The following is an 18,270-nucleotide window of genomic DNA, read 5'->3' as shown; positions in this document are numbered from 1 at the left end:
CAGTCATATGATTGCGCCACAAGCTACGCTAGGCGCTCGTACTTCTCACGAAGCTCCGCCATGACTTCACGGGTTTTGCTCGCCCCGCCGGGCTCGCGGTCGAGGTCGGCGGCGAGCCGTTCGAGCGCGGCGGGCGTGTCCACGTCGTACCACGTCGGGAGGATGCTGATCGCGGCGGGCGTCGTGTGGGCACGTTGCAGGGTATCGGCGAACACGTCGGGGTGACTGTAGTCCATCCCCTCAAATAGCTGTGGGTAGACCTCGTTCATCCCCAGCAGGTAGTACCCCCCGTCGTCGCTCGGCCCGATGACGGTGGCGAAGGGCGACGCGAGTTCTTCGAACGCCTGCGCGACGAACGCGAGCGGGAGCGTCGGGTGGTCGGTCCCGATGACGACGGCGCGGTCGTGCCCCGCCACGAAGGTCTCGACGAAGGCGTTGAGCATCCGCTCGCCGAGCCCGTCGCCGCGCTGCGCGTGCAGCGAGACGCCGCCGGGGACGAGCCCTTCCGGCGCCGCATGGATCGATGGACCGAGGTAGAGTCGGACGGCGACGCCGAGGCCGCGGTAGGCGTCGAGCGCGTCACGGAGGAAGGCGTCGTAGAGCCGCGCTGCCTCTGCTTCTGTGAGGAGCGAGGTCAGGCGGGTTTTGACGGTGCCCGGCTCCGGCACCTTCGCGAAGACGATGAGCGCGGGCTCTCCCCCGATCATGCCTCGGCCCGGCCGGGGAGCCGGACGGTGACGAGGTGGTGCCCGCCCGCCCGCCGCTCGTGCTCGCTCTCGCCGCCCACCGCCTCGACCATCCGCTCCACGAGGTCGCGGCCGAGCCCGGCGCACGCTTCCACGGCGGGGTCCGCCGCCCGGCTGCTCTCGGCCCACTCGACTTCGAGCGTGGAGACGCTCCGGTCCACGTCGGCACGGACCTCGACGCCTTCGGGCCCCGCGCTCTGCACGGCGTCTACGATGAGGCGATTCAGGAGGGCGTTGACGAGATTGCGGTCGCCGTAGGCCATCACCTTCTTCCGCGGCGAGGTGACGCGGAGCGGGAGACCGAGGCTCATCGCGAGCGAGCGATGCTCGCGGACGACCTGTTGCGCCAGTTCGAGCGCGTCGAGATCCGTCGGCTGTGCGGTCACGTCACCGTGCGTCGTGCGGTGGAGGTCGAGGGCGGAGCGGAGCACGTCGGCCATCCACGCGCTGCGCTGCTCGGCCCGCTCCACGAACGCGAGCGCCGCTTCCGTAGACCTCCGCAACGTGGCCTCGGCGGGCGACGGCGCCGCTTGCGTCGCGGTCTGTGGGGCCGGTTCCGGGGCGGGCTTCGGCGTCTCGTCCGGCGCGAGGGCGAGCGTGACGAGGAGCGCCGCGCGGCCCTCCCACGTCGTCCGGCTGGCCCGCTGCTCCAGCGGCCGTCCCTTCCGCGGGATGCGCCGTCGTCCCTCCTCCACCGGCCACGGGTACGTGTCCTCGCGGACCCACGCCCGCGCGGCGTCGCTGGCGAACACGATCTCACGCCCCTCCGTCACGATCAGCACGGCGGTATCGACAGCGGTGAGCGCGTCGCGGAGGGCATCGTCCGTCTGCGTCCCGGGTTCGGCGACGGCGGTGCCCGCCTCCGGCTCGGCGCGCTCGGTCACCGGCGCGGGCCGCTCGACGATCTTCCCCTCCACGACGGTCCCGCTCATGCCCGACCGGCCCGGACGGGGCGTGATCTCCGCCGAGGTCGGCCGGAAGCCGGCCTCGTCGGAGGCGCCCGTCTCGTACATCTGGTACTGCGCAATCGCGTACCGGATGTAGCGCGCGAGCGAGACGCTATCGACGTACCACTTCACGAGGTAGTCGACGGCGCCGAGCTTCTTCGCTTCGGCGGCGGCGCGGGCGTCGTCGAGCCCGGTGAGCACGATGAGCGGGCGGTCGGGCGCTGCCTCACGCACCTTCGTCACGGCCTCGAGCCCCTGCGCGTCCGGGAGCGAGAGGTCGACGAGGAGGATGTCGTACGTGGCCGAGCCGAGGGTCTCCAGCCCTTCGCTCAGCCGTTTTGTGTGCGTGAGTTCGTAGTCGAGGTCGCTCGCGTTGAGCTTCTCTCGGAAGATGATGGCGTCGCCGGGGTTATCCTCGACGAGCAGGATGCGCGTGGGCATGGGGCGGGTGCGTGATGCGTAAAACGGGAGGGTGCCGGGCACGAAGCGTCGAGACGGAACGCCCTAGGGATGCGTCTGCGAAGTCGAAGGAGCAGTCCCCCTCCTGGACAGGAGGGGCCAGGGGTGGTCGAACGAGGGCCGGTGCCACGCCAGGTCTACCCCCTCCCCTCCGGGACTCCCCCTGTCCAGGGGGAGGACTCAAGCATACCCTTACGCTTCACGTTTTACGTTTCAGTTACTCAGAAGGGAGCTTGACGAGGGAGAGCCAGAAGTCGTCGATGGCGCGGACGACGCCGAGGAATTGGTCGAGGTCGACGGGCTTGGCGACGTAGCAGTTCGCGGAGAGGTTGTAGGCCGCCGCCACGTCGTCCTCGCTCTGCGATGTCGTCAGCACGACGACGGGGATCCGCTTGAGCTCGTCGTCGGCCTTCATGTCGGCGAGGACCTCGCGGCCGTCCTTGCGCGGCATGTTGAGGTCGAGCAGGATGAGGTCCGGGCGTGGGCGGTCGGCGAACTCGCCTTCCTGGCGGAGGAAGCGGAGCGCCTCCTCGCCGTCGCGCGCGATGTGGAGGTTGTTGGCGACCTTCGCGTCGCGGAGCGCCTCGATCGTGAGCGTCACGTCGCCGGGACTGTCTTCGACGAGGAGGATCTCGATGGGCCGGGGAGTTGCGTTAACCATCAGCATGGTCGGGTTGAATGGGTGCAGGACGGAGTGGAAGCGTGAAATAAAAGGTGGTGCCCGCGCCGGGCTCGGACTCGAACCAGATCCGGCCGCCGTGGCGCTCGACGATCTTCTTGCACATCGCCAGCCCGATCCCCGTCCCCTCGTACTCGTCGCGGGTGTGGAGCCGCTGGAAGATGCGAAAGATCCGCTCGGCGTGCTCGGCGGGGATGCCGATGCCGTTGTCGGCCACAGCGAAGCGCCAGCCCTCCGCCGAGGCGTCGTCGGCGAGGACGTGCTCGGTGTGCACGGCCGAGACGCGGACCGCAGGGGCCGTCTCGCCGCGGAACTTCAGCGCGTTCGCGATGAGGTTCTGGAACACCTGCCGGAGTTGGGTCGGGTCAGCTTGAACGGTGGGCAGGTCGTCCACCGTGAGCGAGGCGCCGTGTTCCTCGATCGCGACGGAAAGGTCGTCGGCAACGTCGCGCACGACGGCTTCGGTGTCGACCGATTCGAACGGCTCGGCACGCGTCCCGAGGCGGGAATAGGCGAGCAGGTTCTGGATCAGCACCTGCATCCGCTTCGCCCCATCGACGGCGTACTCGATGTACTCGTCGGCGGTCTCGTCGAGCTGGTCGGCATAGCGGCGCTGGAGGAGCTGGAGGAAGCTCGACACCATCCGCAGCGGCTCCTGGAGGTCGTGGCTGGCGACGGAGGCGAAGTGCTCGAGCTCGGCGTTGCTACGCTGGAGTTTGACCGTCGTCGTTTCCAACGCGGCCTCGGCGCGGCGTCGCTCGACCACCTCGCGCTCGAGCCGCGCGTTCGCCTCTTCGAGCTTGGCGACGGCCGCTTCGAGCTGCGCGTTCGCGTCTTCGAGCTGCGCATTCGCCACGCGGAGCTGCTCGGGCGACGGCAGCGCGATCGCCGCCGGGAGCAGCCGCCACAGCATCACCGCCGTCACGACCGACGCCACGGCCGTCACCACTTTGACGACGGCTTCGAGCCCGTACTTCGCCTGCCACAGCGTCCAGATCTCCATGAGGTGCGTCGTCCCGCACGCGAGGATGAAGATGCCGAATAGCACGAAGATCCACGAGTAGGCGATGTCGTCGCGCTTCTTCACGAAGTAGAAGAGCCCGGCCGGGATCGAGTAGTACGAGAGCGCGATCGCCGTGTCGGCGCCGACGTGGAGGCTGACGAGCGCGGGGTCCCAGCGGAGGCAGTAGCCGTGGGGCATCAGCGAGCTGTCGGCGAGCCAGCCGAACACGTCGGCGGCGACGAGGAGGAGGTTTATGGGCAGGGTAGCGGTCACGGCGGTGGGATCGCGGGGTGAGCAGAGCGGGCGCTACGTGCGCTGGTCGGGGATCGTGAAGTAGAAGGTGGTGCCCGCGCCGGGCTCGGACTCGAACCAGATCCGGCCGCCGTGCCGCTCGACGATCTTCTTGCACATCGCCAGCCCGATCCCCGTCCCCTCGTACTCGTCGCGGGTGTGGAGCCGCTGGAAGATCTGGAACACGCGGTCGGCGTGGTGCGCCTCAATGCCGATGCCGTTGTCGGCCACGGCGAAGCGCCACAGCGGGCGGTCGTCCTCGCGGATCCGCGCAGCGGAGACGCGGACCTCGGGCGTGGCCTCGCCGCGGAACTTCACCGCGTTCGCGACGAGGTTCTGGAGGAGCTGCCGCATCTGCGTCTCGTCGGCCGATACGGTCGGGAGCGGCTCGACCCGCACGTCGGCGTCGACGTCGTCGAGCGCCGGGCCGAGGTCGGTGAGAATCGTCTCGACCGTGCGGTTCATGTCGACGGGCCGGAACGCCTTGCCCCGCGTGCCGACGCGGGAGTACGCGAGCAGGTCCTGGATCAGCACCTGCATCCGCTTCGCCCCATCGACGGCGTAGGCGATGTACTCGTCGGCGGTCTCGTCGAGCTGGTCGGCGTAGCGGCGCTGGAGGAGCTGGAGGAAGCTCGACACCATCCGCAGCGGCTCCTGCAAGTCGTGGCTGGCGACGTAGGCGAACTGCTCGAGCTCGGCGTTCCGCTCCTCGAGGTCGTCGGCGTAGCGCTGCATCGCGCGCTCGGCCTCGTGCTGCTGCGTCACGTCCTGCGCCGTGCCCTGGAGCGCGACGATCTCGCCGCGGTCGTCGAGTACGGCCTCGCCGAGCCCGAGGACGTAGCGGACCGTCCCGTCGGGCTGGACGATGCGGTGGTTCACCTCGAAGCCCCCGCCCCGCTCCAGCGCACCCGCCACCCCCTCGCGGATTGTGTCCCGGTCTTCGGGGTGGATGTAGTTGAGGTAGCTCTCGAACGACGGATCGAAGGCGTCGGGGACGAGGCCGAAGATGCGGAAGAGCTCGTCCGACCACTGGATCTCGTCGTCGGCGACGTGCCACTTCCAGCTGCCGATGTGGGCGATCTGCTGGGCGTTCTGGAGTTGGGCCTCGCTCTCGCGCAGCTCCGTCTCGGCCTGCCGCTGCTCGGTCACATCCGTGAACGACACGACGACGGTGCGGACGGCGCCCTCGTCGTCGTGCTCGGCGGCGCGGGCGTTGACGGAGTACCACCGCGTCCCGCCACGGGGGCTGACGATGCCCTGGATGACGCCGCTGACGGCCTGGCCGGTGTGCAGCACTTCGCGCTCGGGCAGTTCCGCTTCGGGAAACGGGCTGCCGTCAGGCCGGACAATCGTATAACGCCCGCTCCCGGTCAAGGAGTCGTGCGTCCCCTCTTCGAGCCCGAGGAACTGCGTCGCCGCCGGGTTGCTCATCAGGACGCGCCCCTCGGCGTCGACGAGGATCAGCCCCTCGTCGATCGTGCGGACGACGGAGCGGTAGCGGGCGTCGGTCTCGGCGCGGGCCCGCTCGGCCCGCTGCTGGCTGAGGAGGCGGCCGACGAGCTCGGCGATGACCTCGACGAGTTCGTGCTCGTGCGGCGCAAACCCGCTCGGCCGCGGCTCCGGCGAGATGAAGTTCAGCGTCCCGAACAGCTCGCCGTCGACCCACACCGGCGTGCCGATGAACGAGCGGAGCCCGCGCTCCGTGTAAGCGGAGTGACAGGCCAGCGCTTCGACCTCGGCCGTGTCGCCGTAGCTCATCGTCTGCTCGGTCCCTACGACGGCGTCGCAGAACGCGTCGCGGAGCGGGATCTCCATCCCCGCCTCGATCCCCGCTACGGCCGACTCGGCGGCGTGGACGCGGTACACCCGCTCGCCCGTCGCGAGGAGCGGCGTCTCGCTGAGGATGCCGATGGGCATCTCGAAGATGTCGCACCCGGCGCGGAGGTAGTCGTGGAAGAAGTCCTCGGTCCGGTCGTGCTCGGCCGAGGTGATGCGGTGGAGCGCCTTGAGGTCTTCGGAGAACCCCTCGAGCGCCTGCGTCCGCTCAGCCACGCGCCGTTCGAGCACGCGGTTCGTCTCGGTGAGGACCTCCTCGGCCTCCTTCTTCTCTTGGATGTCGGTGTTCGCGCCGAACCACTTCACCACCTCACCGTCATCGACGTGGGCGTTCGCCCGGGCGAGGTGCCAGCGGTACGCACCGTCGTGCCGGCGGAGGCGGAACTCGACCTCGTAGGGCTCGCCGGTGCTGACGGAGTGCGCCCAGCGCTCGGCGACGAGCGGGAGGTCCTCGGGGTGAACGACGGCTTGCCACCCCGCGCCGATGACCTCCTCCGCCGACCGACCGAAGAACTCGACGACGTAGCTGTTCACGTAGTCGAGCTGGCCGTCGGGCTCGGCCGTCCAGACTTGCTGGCGGAGGGTCTCGCCGAGGAAGCGGTAGCGGGCCTCGCTGGTCTCGGCGCGGGCGAGGGCCTCGTCGCGCTCGGCGAGGAGGCGGCGGTGCTCGTCGATGTCAGTGTTCGTGCCGACCCACCGGGTGATCTCGCCGTCGTCGTCGCGGAGCGGGCGGATGCGGGTGAGGAACCACCGGAACGACCCGTCGGCCGCGCGGAGGGGGAACTCCATCTCGAACGCCTCGCCCGCGTCGATCGAGTGCTGCCAACGGGCGACTACGTCGTCGAGGTGGTCGGGGTGGTGGACGGCCTTCCAGCCCCACCCCTCCATCTGCTCGGGCGTGGTCCCGGTGTACTCGTACCACCGGTGGTTGTAGAACTCGATGTGGCCGTCGGGGCGCGCGCTCCACGCCAGCTCGGGTAGGTTGTCGACGAGCGAGAGGAGCTGGGCCTCGCTGCGGCGGACGGCCTCGGCGGCCTCGCGCTCCTCGGTGATGTCGCGAACGGTGCCGATGAGGCGGACGGCGTGGCGCTCGTCGCCCTCGCCCTCGAAGAAGCCCTTGCCCGTGGCGTGGATCCAACGCACGTCGCCGTCGGATTGAAAGACACGGTAGACCGCGTCGTACATCCCCGAGCCGGCGGGGTCGAGCGCGCCCTCAACGGCGGCGTTCGTGGCGGCGTGGTCGTCGGGGTGGAGCCGCTCGAGGAAGACGTCGTAGTCGGCCTGCACGCCGGGCGCGATGCCGAAGATGGCCTTGCACCGGGCATCCCATTCGAGGGCGCCCGAAATGGGGTTGTAATCCCACGTCCCGATCTGTGCGGCGTCGGTGGCGAGGCGGAAGCGTTCCTCGACCTCGCGGAGCGCCTGCTCGGCCTCTTTCTGCGCGGTGACATCGCTGAAGTAGACGGAGAGACCGCCGGGGTACGGATAGGCCCGGACCGCGAAGTGCCGCTCCAGCGGTGGGTAATACGCATCAAAGGCGACGACCTCGCCGGTTTCGACAGCGCGCTGGTAGTGCTGACCGAACGCGGAGTCGAGCGCTTCGGGGAACGCCTCCCACACGTTCTTCCCGACGAGGTCGTCGGGGTCGCGCTGGAGGAGCGGCCCCGCCTGCTCGTTGACATACGTGAAGTGCCAGTCCGTGTCCAGCGAGAAGAAGGCGTCGCCGATGGATTCGAGGATCTCCGTCTTGCGCTGCTCGGCCTCCTCGGCGTGGCGGAGCGCCGTGCGCACGGCGACCTCGGCCTGCTTCCGCTCCGTCACGTCCTGCATCGCGCCGACCATCCGGCGGGGCTCTCCCTCGTCGTCGCGCTCCATGTAGCCCCGGTCGTACACGTCGGCGTACGTCCCGTCAGCGCGGCGGAAGCGGTACTCCGAGCGCCACGTCTCCCCACCACCTTCGATGACGTCGTGGATGGCGACGACGACGCGCTCGCGGTCCTCGGGGTGGATGTGCTCCTTCCACCACGCCGCGTCGGTCCCGTCGACGGCGTCGGTCCACCCGAAGAGGTCGGCGACGGCGGGGTTCCACTTCACCTCGTCGGTCGTGAGGTCCCAGTCCCAGATGGCGTCGTTCGTGGCGCGGGCGGCGAGGCGGTAGCGGGCCTCCTCGAGGGCGAGGCGGCGCTGAGTCTCCTGCAGCCGGCGGAGCTCCTGCTCGGTCCGCACGTCTTCGGTGATATCGCGGCCCTCGGCGATGAGGAGCTCGACGCGGCCGTGCTCGTCGGCGACGGGCTTCACCGAGAGATCGAGCGCGGCGACGCGGTCGCCCTGCCCGCTGACGTCGACGACGTAGCGAACGAGGTCGCCTTCGGCGGCACGCTCCACGGCCTCGGCGAGGCGCTCGCGCGTGCGCGGGTTGAGCCCCCACCACCGCGCCTCCCAGATCGGCTCGCCGACGACCTCCTCGGCCGCGACGCCGGCGAAGTCGAGCGCCGTGCGGTTGGCCTCGACGAGCGTGCCGTCGGGGCGGAGGAGGAAGATGTGTTGGAAGGCGGAGTCGAAGATGCCGCGGAAGCGGAGGGCCTGCCGCCGCGTCGCCTCCAGCGTCGCGACGCGCTCGGTGACGTCGCGCACCGCGGTCGCCCGCACGTCCCGGCCGCCGAAGCGGATCATCCGCGCGCGGATCTCGGCGGGGAACGTCGAGCCGTCCTTCCGCCGGAGCACGGCCTCGTAGGCCCCTTCGAACCCGGCCTCGATGCGGGCCTGGACCTCGGCGTGGGACTCGGCCGCGACCGTGATGTATCCCTCCTCGGCCGGGTTCATCCCCACGAGCTCGTCGGGCGCGTAGCCCATCATCTCGGCGAACGTCTCGTTCACGAGCACGATCCGGCCGCCCTCGCTCAGCACGACGCCCTCGAACGTGGCCTCGGCGATGCTGCGCAACTCGGCCTCGCTCTGCCGCAGCCGCTCTTCGGCCTGCCGCCGCTCGGTCACGTCGCGCTGCGTGGCGACCCAGTGCGTGATCTCGCCGCTTCCCCCGTGGATCGGGGCGATGTCCCACGACATCACGAACGGCGTCCCGTCTTTCCGGTAGTTGATGGTCTCGCCGGAGAACGTCTCGCCCGCTTCGAGCCGGGCGCGGAGCCGGTCGATCACCGTACGGTCGGTGTCCGGCCCCTGAAGGAGGCGCGGCGTCTTGCCGACGACCTCGTGGAGTTCGTAGCCCGTGAGCCGCGTGAAGGCCGAGTTCGCGTAGACGATCACCGGACCCGGCTCGTCGATTTCGGGCCCGGTGATGAGGATGGAGTCGCGGGCGTTCTCGGTCGCCGCCGTGAGCAGGCGCAGCCGATCCTCCGTCGCTTTCCGCTGCGTAACCTCTTCGAAGATCACGCCGACGTGGCGGCCCGGGAGGGGGACGGCCTCGACGCGGAACGTACCCCGCTGCACTCGCTCGTCGCCGTACTCCACCTCGCCGAGGTCCCGCCGCTCGCCAGTAAGCGCGACCTCGGCGTACGTCGCCGGGATGTCGGTCTCGAGGGCCTGCGGCAGCGCCTCGTTGAACGTCTTCCCGATCTCCGCCTTCACGTCGAAACCGACGGCGCGCGAGGCGGCGTCGTTCGCGTGGACGAGCCGGAGCGAGCCGGGGTCGTCCGGGTCGTCGAGGTGGTAGATGCTGACGCCGACCGAGAACTGGTCGAGGAAGTCGAGGAAGAGCGCGAGATCGTCGGGGAGGGCGGCGCCGTTGGGCAATGCGTCGCTCGTGCTCGGAGGCGTTGAATCGGCCATGCTGAAGGGGAAGTGAGGGCGCGGGCGGCTGACGGAAGAAACGGTCCTGCCGCGCCGGAATCGAACGGGCAGGGCTGAAACGGCGCAACGACCGGTCAGATCCTCCCAACGCCCCGAATCTACGCCGTTGCGCTACCCTCGCCCCGCCCGGGCCGGCTCCACGGCTGCGACGGCGTCACGGACGCTGAGCACGGCGGCACCCTCGGCGATCGCACGGTCAAGCGTCCGCTCGAACACGGCGGCGTGCCCTGGATAGTCTAGCTCGTCGTAGGTCGTGTTGTGCCAGAGGACGGTGCAGCACCCGCCGACGCGGCGGCACGCGGCGAAGAGGTCGCCGAGCACGCGCTCCGCCTCGCTCCCGTCGAGTCCGCGGTGCATGAACAGCGTCGTGTCCATCGCCACGAGCGGGACTTCCCACAGATCGAGCGGCGCGTTCATCCGCATGTCGAAGAGGCGAAACGGGAAGCACGTCCCGCGCCGGAAGCCTTCGTGTCGAGAGAACCCGAGCGTCGAGTCGATGCGGAAGCCGGCGGCGTGCTGCAGCCGGGGCGTCGCCTCGTCGAAGCGGAGGAAGTGCTGGCGGACGGAGACGGGCGGCGCACCGAGCAGCCGGGCGAGCCGGTCCCGCTCCTCGGCGAGGTGGCCGGGGTGGTCGTGCCCGAAGTAGCTCGGGTGCAGCCCGATCTCGAACCCGTCCGCTTCGAGGCCTGCGACGAGGCGGCGGAGGGTCGGGCTGTCGTGGGCATACGGAACGTCCCACGGCCCGCGCGCCGCCGTCTTGAAGAAGTACGTCGCGCCGACCCCGCGCTCCTGCTCGGCCTCGGCCATACGGCGGAGGCTCTCACGCCGGGGATCGGGGGCGAGAGCGGCCTGCCGGAGCGCTGCGCCGCGCTGCCCATCCCGGCGGACGAACGAGCGGGCGACGGTCCCGAGCCGCCGCTTCCGCAGCAGGTCCACGTCGTGCGAGAGCGCCACGGCCCACGCCTTCCCCTCCCACAACTGCCGCCGAACCGGGACGCCGAGCGCCGCCAACTTGTCTGCGAGCACTTCGCGGTACACGTCTACGACGGGCTGCGCCGCGCAGCCGAGCGTGGCCTGGAGCGAGGCGCGATACGGGAAGCGGCCGTGCTCGTCGCGCTCGCGCGTCGTGACCTCCTGCCAGCCCGAAAGCCAGAAGAAGGCGGAGGCGATGAGGTCGGCCGGCGCGGGCTGCTCGTACGGAAACAGGACGGGCCAGCGCTCGCCGTCCCATGCCAGCTTGCTCGCGCCGTTGGGGTCGTAGACTTCACCGCTGTCGAAGTAGTCCGTCGTCGCGGGATGCAGGCGGAGGGCGAGCACGTCGGCGGGCAGGCCGTCCGGCGTCGGACCGTAGTAGAGCCCGGCGTCGAGCGCATCGCGCTCCGTCCACACCGGCGCAAGACCGAGCGGCGCAAGCAGCGCGTCGAGTGCCCAGCGCGCCTTCGGCACGAACGCCGGGGGCGCTTCGATGCAGCAGGGTATGGGCGCGAAGTCGGGCATCGGGAGCGCACGATACGCCGGAACAGGCCCTCGATTCAACGCTGCCGCCGGATCCCGCCGGTCTCTGTCCCGTTCGACTGACGCAGCGTGCTGCGTCTCTACGTTCCCCCTCCGACTCCTCCTGTGGCGAGCCGCTTTAAAATCTTCTCCGACCCCGTCCACGGGTTCATCTCCGTCCCCAAGCGGCTGCTGCTCCCGCTCATCGAGACGCCCGAGTTCCAGCGGCTCCGCCGCATCCGGCAGCTCGGCCTCGGCCACCTCGTCTTCCCCGGTGCCGAGCACACACGGTTCCAACACGCCCTCGGGGCGACGGCGCTGATGCAGCAGGCGCTCCTCAGCCTCGCCGAGAAGGGCACGCCGATCTCCGAGGCCGAGCACGAAGCGGCGCTCGTCGCCGTCCTCCTCCACGACGTCGGCCACGGCCCCTTCTCGCATACGCTCGAAACCGACCTCATCGGGCCCGACGCCAACGGACCGTTCCGGCACGAGCGGATGAGCCGCGTGCTGATCCAACGGCTCAACGAGCGCTTCGACGGCGCGCTCGACCTCGCCCTCACCATCTTCGACAGCGCGTACGACCGGCCGTTTTTCCACAGCCTCCTCTCGTCGCAGCTCGACATGGACCGGCTCGACTACCTCCGCCGCGACTCGTTCTACACCGGCGTCGCCGAGGGCGTGATCGGCGTGGATCGGATCATCAAAACGATGCGCGTCCACCCGCTCGAAGGCGGGGCTGGCGCCGACATCGTGATCGAGGCGAAGGGCGCGTACGCCGTCGAGAGCTACATCCTCTCGCGCCGGCTGATGTACTGGCAGGTCTACCTCCACAAGACCGTCATCGCGGCCGACCACCTCCTCCGCTCCGCGTTCTCCCGCGCGCGGCGGTGCTGCGCCGACAGCGACCCGGCCGTGCTCGCCTCCTCCCCCGCCCTGCTGTTCTTCCTCCGCCGCCGCGTCACCGCGTCCGAGATCGACGAACCCGCCGTGCTCGACGCCTTCTGCCGGCTCGACGACACCGACCTCCTCTACAGCCTGAGCCGCTGGACCGACGCCGCCGACCCGATCCTCGCCGACCTCGCCCGCCGCTTCGTCGACCGCGACCTCTTCCGCACGACGTACCTCCCCGCCGAGCCGACGCCCGAGGACCTCGCCCTGTGGCGCGAGCGCGTCGCCGAGTGGCTCGTCACCTCCGGCCTCTCCACCCCGTCCGATGCCGTGGCCGACGCCGGTGCGTACCTCACCGTCGGCCGCTCCTCGCTCGACGCGTACCAGCGCGCCGATGATTCCATCTCGATCTTGGAGCGTGACGGGCGCGTCCGCGAGCTATCGCGCGCGACCGATGTGGCCGCCGTCGGAGCCCTCACCGGGGCCGTCGTGCGGCACTACGTCTGCGCCCCGAAACAGGTCACCCTCGACCTCGCCGAAGCGTTTCCCACCGAACCGTAGAGACGCAGCATGATGCGTCTCGCCCGAGCGTCACGCCGCCTGATCTTCGAGAATGTAGATGGCGGGGAGGTTGCGGGCGAGTTGGCCGTAGTCGAGCCCGTAGCCGATCACGAACAGGTTGTCGATCTCGAAGCCGACGTAGTCGAGTCGCAGATTGAGGTCGGGGTTCGTCGCGGCTTTTTTGTGGAGCAGCGTCGCCGTCTTGACCGAAGCGGGCTTCGCCTCCTTCATCAGATCGGTGATGAACTGCATCGAGAGCCCGGTATCGACGATGTCCTCGACGACGATGACGTGGCGGCCCTCGATCTGCGCGTCGATCTTCTTCAGCTCCGTCACCGTCCCGCTCGACACCTTCTCCGCGCCGTACGACGAGAGCTTGAGGAAGTCCACCTCGCAGTCGATCGTGACCGCGCGCATGAGGTCGGCGAGGAACATGTACGCCCCGTTGAGCACGCCGATGAGGATGGGCCGCTGGCCCTCGTATTCCTCGCTGATGGCGCGGCCGATCTCGGCGACGCGGCGGGCGATCGTCTCGGCGTCGAGGTAGATCCGGAACGTCTCGCCGCGACACGTGACGGTCTCAGCGATGGCGGGGGCGGCGGAGTCGGACATGGAAGGGCGCGGTGAGATGAGCGGCACCCGAAGGTAGCGCCCCTACGCGTCGGGTGCCAGTGAATCCGACGGCAACCACGTCAGCCGGACGGCGCGGCGCGTAGCGGGCCCGACCGCGAACGCCGACCCAAGCCGGTGGCCGACGACCCACACGATTTCCCCGTCCGAAACGAGCACGGGCTCCCGCGCACGGCGATGCGGCGGCACGCGCGCTTCCGTAAGCACGTCGCTAACGTTTTTGTGCCCGTCGAGCCCAAGCGGGCGCACGACGTCGCCGTGCCGCCACGGCCGCAGCATGAGCGGAAACCGCAGGCGATCCGCGTCCACGACCTCGACGAGCGGCGACGCGGCGAAGGCTGCTGGCACACCGTCTAGCAACTCCACTCGCAGCGTGCCGGTTGGCGTCGGTGTCTCTCCAGGCTCCACCTCGACGGCGAACGTGGCAGGTTCGTGCGGCGGGGCAAATATGATCCGATCCCGCTCGCGCCACACCGTCACGCCTGCCCACGCGACGCGGCGCCCCGGCTGCGCGTCAACGAGCGCGTCGAGCTCCGCCACCGAAGCCGTTGTGCGAGGAGCGTCCGGCGCCCACCGCCGGAGCGCTTCGAGCAGGAGCCCCCGCCTCACGACCTCGGGCTGCGCCGCGAGTACATCGATGCGGAGCCCTCGCCCCTCTTCGCTCTCCTCCGCTGCCGCATCGAAGAGGACGTCGGGGGCGAGCGCGGCCCCGCTGTCGAGGTAGTCGCGGAGCACATCGGCCGTGTGCGCGATTCGCGCGGCAGCGCCGGGGAAATGGGTTTCGATGAGGGGCAGCACCTCGTGCCGGAGTGCGTTGCGGCGGTAGTCGCTCGTCGCGTTCGTCGCGTCGTCGCGCCAGCGGAGCCCGTGCTCGCGGGCGTAGACGTCGATCTCGGCCCGCGTCGCCCACAGCAGCGGACGAACGAGGTCGGCGGGCGAGCCGGGGGCAAGCGATCGGAGGTGGGGCATTCCGGCGAGACCGGTCGGACCGGCCCCGCGCAGCAGGTTCAGCAGCAGCGTCTCCGCCTGATCGTCGCGGTGGTGCGCTGTGGCGACGGCTCGGGCTCCGACCTCACGCGCCAGCTCGTCGAAGAACCGATACCGCGCCTCCCGCGCCTCCGCCTGCACCGAGCCGTCTCCGAGTTCGACGCGGTGGACGTGGACCGGAATGCCCCACGCCTCGGCCTGCTCGCGCACGAACGCCTCGTCAGCGTCCGATGCTGCGCCACGCAAGCCGTAGTTGACGTGCGCCGCGACAGGATCGAAGCCGGCCGCTCGCACGAGGTGCAGCAGCACCGTCGAGTCGAGCCCCCCGCTGACGCCGACGACCACGCGTTCTCCCGGCGCGAGCAAGGCGCGCTCGGCAACAAAATCGATGAATCGCTGGAGGAAGGGCATGGCGGCGCGGTCAGGGACGAGAAAGGTACTCGCCGCGCCGAGTGCTCTGGTGAGGAGCTCTCTACGTGGTCATCCCGAGCGGAACGGAGTGGAGCCGAGGGATCTCTGCGGAGACAGTTGCGACAGTCTGCTGCGGGCTTCCCCGGAAAGATGGGCTTCGCCGAGCCTTCGGGACGAGTCCCTACGGGTTCTTCGTCTGCGGCCTGCGGCCTCCGCTCAGGATGACATCCATTCGAGCTTCTCAACAGAGCCCCGAGCCGTGTGCCCCGAGCCGTTCCTCCTCAGAGTGCCCATCCATCCCGACCAGGGCGCGACGCCTCGCGCCCCTACGGCGCGAAGCGCGGCGAGCGAGGTAATTGGGCAGGCTCCTTCCCAATCACCCCCGATTGAAGCGGCGCTCGAGCTCTTCCATCGAAATTTTGATCATCGTCGGGCGGCCGTGCGGGCAGGCGTACGGCATCTCGCAGGTGAAGAGCTGGTCGATGAGTGAGCGGGCTTCGTCGTCGCTGAGCGCCTTGCCGGGCTTGATGGCGCTCCGACGCGCGAGGCTCTTCGCGAGGTTGTCGCGGTCCTGCAGTTGGAGGCCGTCGCGGTACGCTTTGTACTGCTCCAGCACCTCCTCCAAGATCAGCCGCTCGCGGCCGACCTGCACATCGGCGGGGACTCCCTCGACCTTGACGGTCCGCCCCGAGAACGGCGTGATCTCGAACCCGAGGAGGGCGAGGTTCGGCAGCAGTTCCTGCAGCAGTTCGAAGTCGGCTGGCGGGAATTCCAGCGTGACAGGAAAGAGGAGCTGCTGCGACGACGCGAGGCCGCCGTTGAGCGCGGCGAGCGCCTGCTCGTAGAGGATGCGCTCGTGCGCGGCGCGCTGGTCGAGCAGCATGAGCCCCGAGCGGATCGGCGTGACGACGTAGCGGTTGTGGAGCTGCCACACGGGGGGCCGGTCGCCGGGCGTGAAGTCGTCTTCGATGCCCTCGGGCTCCATCGGGCGCGGGCCGGAGGGGATGGACTTCGCGGACTCCACTTCCAACTCAAAGTCATCGCCGAGCGGCCGCTGTCGCTCGAACGACCGGATCGCGGTCGGGTCGGACGGCATCGGCGACGCGGACCGGCTCCCGCCGGCTTCGACGTGCGTCGTGGTCTCGAACTGCACCGGACGGAAGTCGGCCGGCGATGCGGTGACGACGGACTGCTCGGCGCGGCTGCTCGGAAAGCCGTCGCCGAGGCTCGGGATCACGTCGGCGTCGCCGAGGGCCTTTTTGACGACGGCGCGGAGGAAGCCGTAGATCCCGCGCTCGTCGTCGAATTTGACCTCCGTCTTCGTCGGGTGGACGTTGACGTCGACGTGGCGCGGGTCGAGCGTGAGGAAGAGGGCGAAGAGCGGGAACGTCCCCTTCGGCAGCAGGTCGTCGAAAGCGGCGGCGACGGCGTGGTCGAGCGAGCGGTTCTTGATGTAGCGCCCGTTGACGAAGAGGTACTGATCGCTGCGGCCTTTCCGCGCCTGCTCCGGCCCGCCGACGAAGCCGCGGACGGAGAGGTAGCTCGTCGCCTCGGCGACGGAGACGAGGGCTTCGTCGGGCGTCCCCATCAGATCGCCGATGCGGCGGCGGAGCGCGGCGTCGAACCCGCCTTCGGAGGGCGGGAGGCGGTAGACCTCGGCGTCGTCGTGGACGAGCGTGAAGCCGACTTCGGGGTTCGAGAGCGCCAGAAATTGGAACGTCTCGACGAGGTGCTTGAACTCCGTCGCGGGCGACTTCAGGAAATTGCGCCGGGCGGGTACGTTGTAAAAGAGGTTCCGCACGGCGACCGAGGTCCCGTCCGGCGCGGCGCACGGCGTCTGCGCCACGCACGTCCCCCCTTCGTAGCGCACGCACGTCCCTGCCGCATCGCCCCGCCGCTTCGACTTCAGCTCGACGTGGGCCACGGCGGAGATCGAGGCGAGCGCCTCGCCCCGGAAGCCGAGCGTGCGGATCCGCTCGAGGTCGTCGGTGGAGGTGATCTTGCTCGTCGCGTGGCGGCCGAAGCACGTCGCGGCATCGGCCGGGCCCATGCCGCAGCCGTCGTCCACCACTTGCACGAGTTCGCTCCCCGCCTGCCGGAGGACGACCGTCACCTGCCCCGCCCCCGCGTCGAGCGCATTCTCCATCAGCTCCTTCAGCGCCGACGCCGGCCGCTGCACCACCTCCCCCGCCGCGATCTTGTTCGCGAGCGTCTCCGGCAGCACGCGGATCAGCCCGTCCGGCGCGGACTCGTCGGGCACGGCCGAAGACGTTCCCGCTTCGTCCGGCGTGTCGGGCAGGGAGGCCATCGGGTCGGGTCGGGGCACGCGGTGGGGTTGGGAGCGCGTGGAGCCGGGGCTCGCACGGGGTGGAAAAGCAGCAGCGGTAGAACGCGGCTCGCTTACAGGTTGGTGTAGATGTAGAACGCGATGAGGAGCAGTACCGCTACGGCGATGAACGCCGGCTGCTTCCCGCGTCGGGTCTTGCTCTTGAAGCGGATCCGCTGCTTGATCCGCTCGTCTTTACTGGGGTCGTAAAAACGCGGTTCGTAGTGGAAACGGCGGGCTTTGGGACGGTGTCTCGGGGTCAACATGGAGCCGGGTGCCTGGGCGGATTTCGGTCGGCGCCATTATACCGACCCCCTCTGCCACCGTTCCGTCACGGACCGCCCGCGGCCCCGCGCATCCGGCCCCGCATCACCACACGCCACGGACGTAATCGAAATACAACACCACGACGGGGATCGCGACGAGCATCGCGTCGATCCGATCCAGCATTCCGCCGTGGCCGGGGAGGTAGTGGCCCGAGTCCTTCACCCCGACTGACCGCTTGAGCAGGCTCTCGACGAGGTCGCCGAGCTGCCCGAACGCCCCGCAGACGAGGCCAACGAACGCGGCGTCGCCCCACGTCAGGAACGGGACGAGGAAGAGCTTGAACGCGACGACGACCACGATCGCCCCGACGACACCGCCGACCGAGCCCTCGATCGTCTTCTTCGGCGAGATGCGCGGGAAGAGCGGGTGCGAGCCGAACGCGCGGCCGGTGAAGTACGCGAACGTGTCCGACGCCCAGATTGCCACGACGACGACGACGGTGAGCCAGAACGCGCCCATGTCGCCGAGCCCGCCCGTCGCCCCGAGCACGCGGAGGTCGACGAAGTAGCCGACGAGGAGCGCGGGGTAGATCGCGCCGAAGACCGTCGCCGTGACGTTCGGGATCGGCCCGTCGAGCCGGCGGTAGAGCTCGGCCACGAGGACGACGATCAGTCCGAGGACGGCGAGCGGGACGGCGAGCGGGACGAGCGACCGCACGATCAGCAGCCCCCCCACGACGAGGCCGACGCTCTTCAGCGGGCGGATGCCCGCCGCCTCGGCCAGCCCGTAGAACTCGCGCTGCGCCAACAGCCCGACGAGCAGCATCAGCCCGCCGAAGAACCACCCCCCGAGGTAGACCACCCCCACGACCAGCGGAGCCCCGATGAGGGCCGTCAGGACGCGCTGTGTGAGGTTGCTCATGCGAGGTCGGGGGTGGG

General features: G+C 69.8%; 12 protein-coding genes. 1 reads left to right on the top strand and 11 read right to left on the bottom strand.

Annotation, left to right across the window (positions count from 1 at the left end; translation table 11 throughout):
* Positions 1 to 23: 23 nt before the first annotated feature.
* From ABJF88_00095 to ABJF88_00070, 6 genes are all read right to left on the bottom strand, one after another.
* Positions 24 to 707, bottom strand: a complete 684-nt coding sequence (locus ABJF88_00095; GenBank protein MEP0545310.1) for a TIGR04282 family arsenosugar biosynthesis glycosyltransferase — start codon at positions 705 to 707, stop codon at positions 24 to 26.
* Positions 704 to 2,134, bottom strand: a complete 1,431-nt coding sequence (locus ABJF88_00090) for a response regulator (GenBank protein MEP0545309.1) — start codon at positions 2,132 to 2,134, stop codon at positions 704 to 706. Before ABJF88_00090 ends, ABJF88_00095 begins: the two co-directional genes overlap by 4 nt.
* Positions 2,135 to 2,369: 235 nt before the next feature.
* Positions 2,370 to 2,813 carry a response regulator gene (locus ABJF88_00085; protein MEP0545308.1) on the bottom strand — a complete coding sequence of 148 codons (444 nt, stop codon included), beginning with the start codon at positions 2,811 to 2,813 and terminating at the stop codon, positions 2,370 to 2,372.
* On the bottom strand, positions 2,806 to 4,107 hold the full coding sequence (locus tag ABJF88_00080; GenBank protein MEP0545307.1) for an ATP-binding protein: 1,302 nt from the start codon (positions 4,105 to 4,107) through the stop codon (positions 2,806 to 2,808). The genes ABJF88_00085 and ABJF88_00080 overlap by 8 nt, the downstream gene beginning before the upstream one ends.
* A gap of 33 nt (positions 4,108 to 4,140) precedes the next feature.
* Positions 4,141 to 9,747 carry a PAS domain S-box protein gene (locus tag ABJF88_00075; protein MEP0545306.1) on the bottom strand — a complete coding sequence of 1,869 codons (5,607 nt, stop codon included), beginning with the start codon at positions 9,745 to 9,747 and terminating at the stop codon, positions 4,141 to 4,143.
* A 132-nt stretch (positions 9,748 to 9,879) separates the two neighbouring features.
* The gene (locus ABJF88_00070; protein MEP0545305.1) at positions 9,880 to 11,265 is read right to left on the bottom strand and encodes a polysaccharide deacetylase family protein; all 1,386 of its coding nucleotides are present in this window, start codon (positions 11,263 to 11,265) and stop codon (positions 9,880 to 9,882) included.
* Positions 11,266 to 11,388: 123 nt separating this feature from the next.
* Between ABJF88_00070 and ABJF88_00065 the strand changes: the two genes are divergently transcribed.
* Positions 11,389 to 12,711 (top strand): HD domain-containing protein, encoded by a 1,323-nt coding sequence (locus tag ABJF88_00065; GenBank protein MEP0545304.1) that lies wholly within the window; start codon positions 11,389 to 11,391, stop codon positions 12,709 to 12,711.
* Positions 12,712 to 12,741: 30 nt separating this feature from the next.
* Here ABJF88_00065 and hpt read toward each other — a convergent pair whose 3' ends face one another.
* The 5 genes from hpt to ABJF88_00040 all read right to left on the bottom strand — a co-directional run bounded on the left by hpt (position 12,742) and on the right by ABJF88_00040 (position 18,253).
* A complete protein-coding gene (gene hpt, locus ABJF88_00060; protein MEP0545303.1) occupies positions 12,742 to 13,323 on the bottom strand; it encodes a hypoxanthine phosphoribosyltransferase in 582 nt (193 codons plus the stop codon).
* Between the two features lie 42 nt (positions 13,324 to 13,365).
* Positions 13,366 to 14,739 (bottom strand): tRNA lysidine(34) synthetase TilS, encoded by a 1,374-nt coding sequence (tilS, locus tag ABJF88_00055; protein MEP0545302.1) that lies wholly within the window; start codon positions 14,737 to 14,739, stop codon positions 13,366 to 13,368.
* A 376-nt stretch (positions 14,740 to 15,115) separates the two neighbouring features.
* Entirely contained in the window at positions 15,116 to 17,065 is a 1,950-nt protein-coding gene (gene mutL, locus ABJF88_00050) for a DNA mismatch repair endonuclease MutL (protein MEP0545301.1), read from the bottom strand.
* A 74-nt stretch (positions 17,066 to 17,139) separates the two neighbouring features.
* Positions 17,140 to 17,331, bottom strand: coding sequence for a hypothetical protein (locus tag ABJF88_00045; protein MEP0545300.1), 192 nt, complete (start codon positions 17,329 to 17,331; stop codon positions 17,140 to 17,142).
* A 103-nt stretch (positions 17,332 to 17,434) separates the two neighbouring features.
* Positions 17,435 to 18,253 (bottom strand): phosphatidate cytidylyltransferase, encoded by an 819-nt coding sequence (locus tag ABJF88_00040; protein ID MEP0545299.1) that lies wholly within the window; start codon positions 18,251 to 18,253, stop codon positions 17,435 to 17,437.
* Between the last annotated feature and the right edge of the window lie 17 nt (positions 18,254 to 18,270).

The organism is Rhodothermales bacterium, from assembly GCA_039944855.1.
Taxonomy (GTDB): Bacteria; Bacteroidota; Rhodothermia; order Rhodothermales; family JANQRZ01; genus JBBSMX01.
Note: the sequence above shows the minus strand (reverse complement) of the source record. Positions and strands in the feature narration are given on the sequence as shown.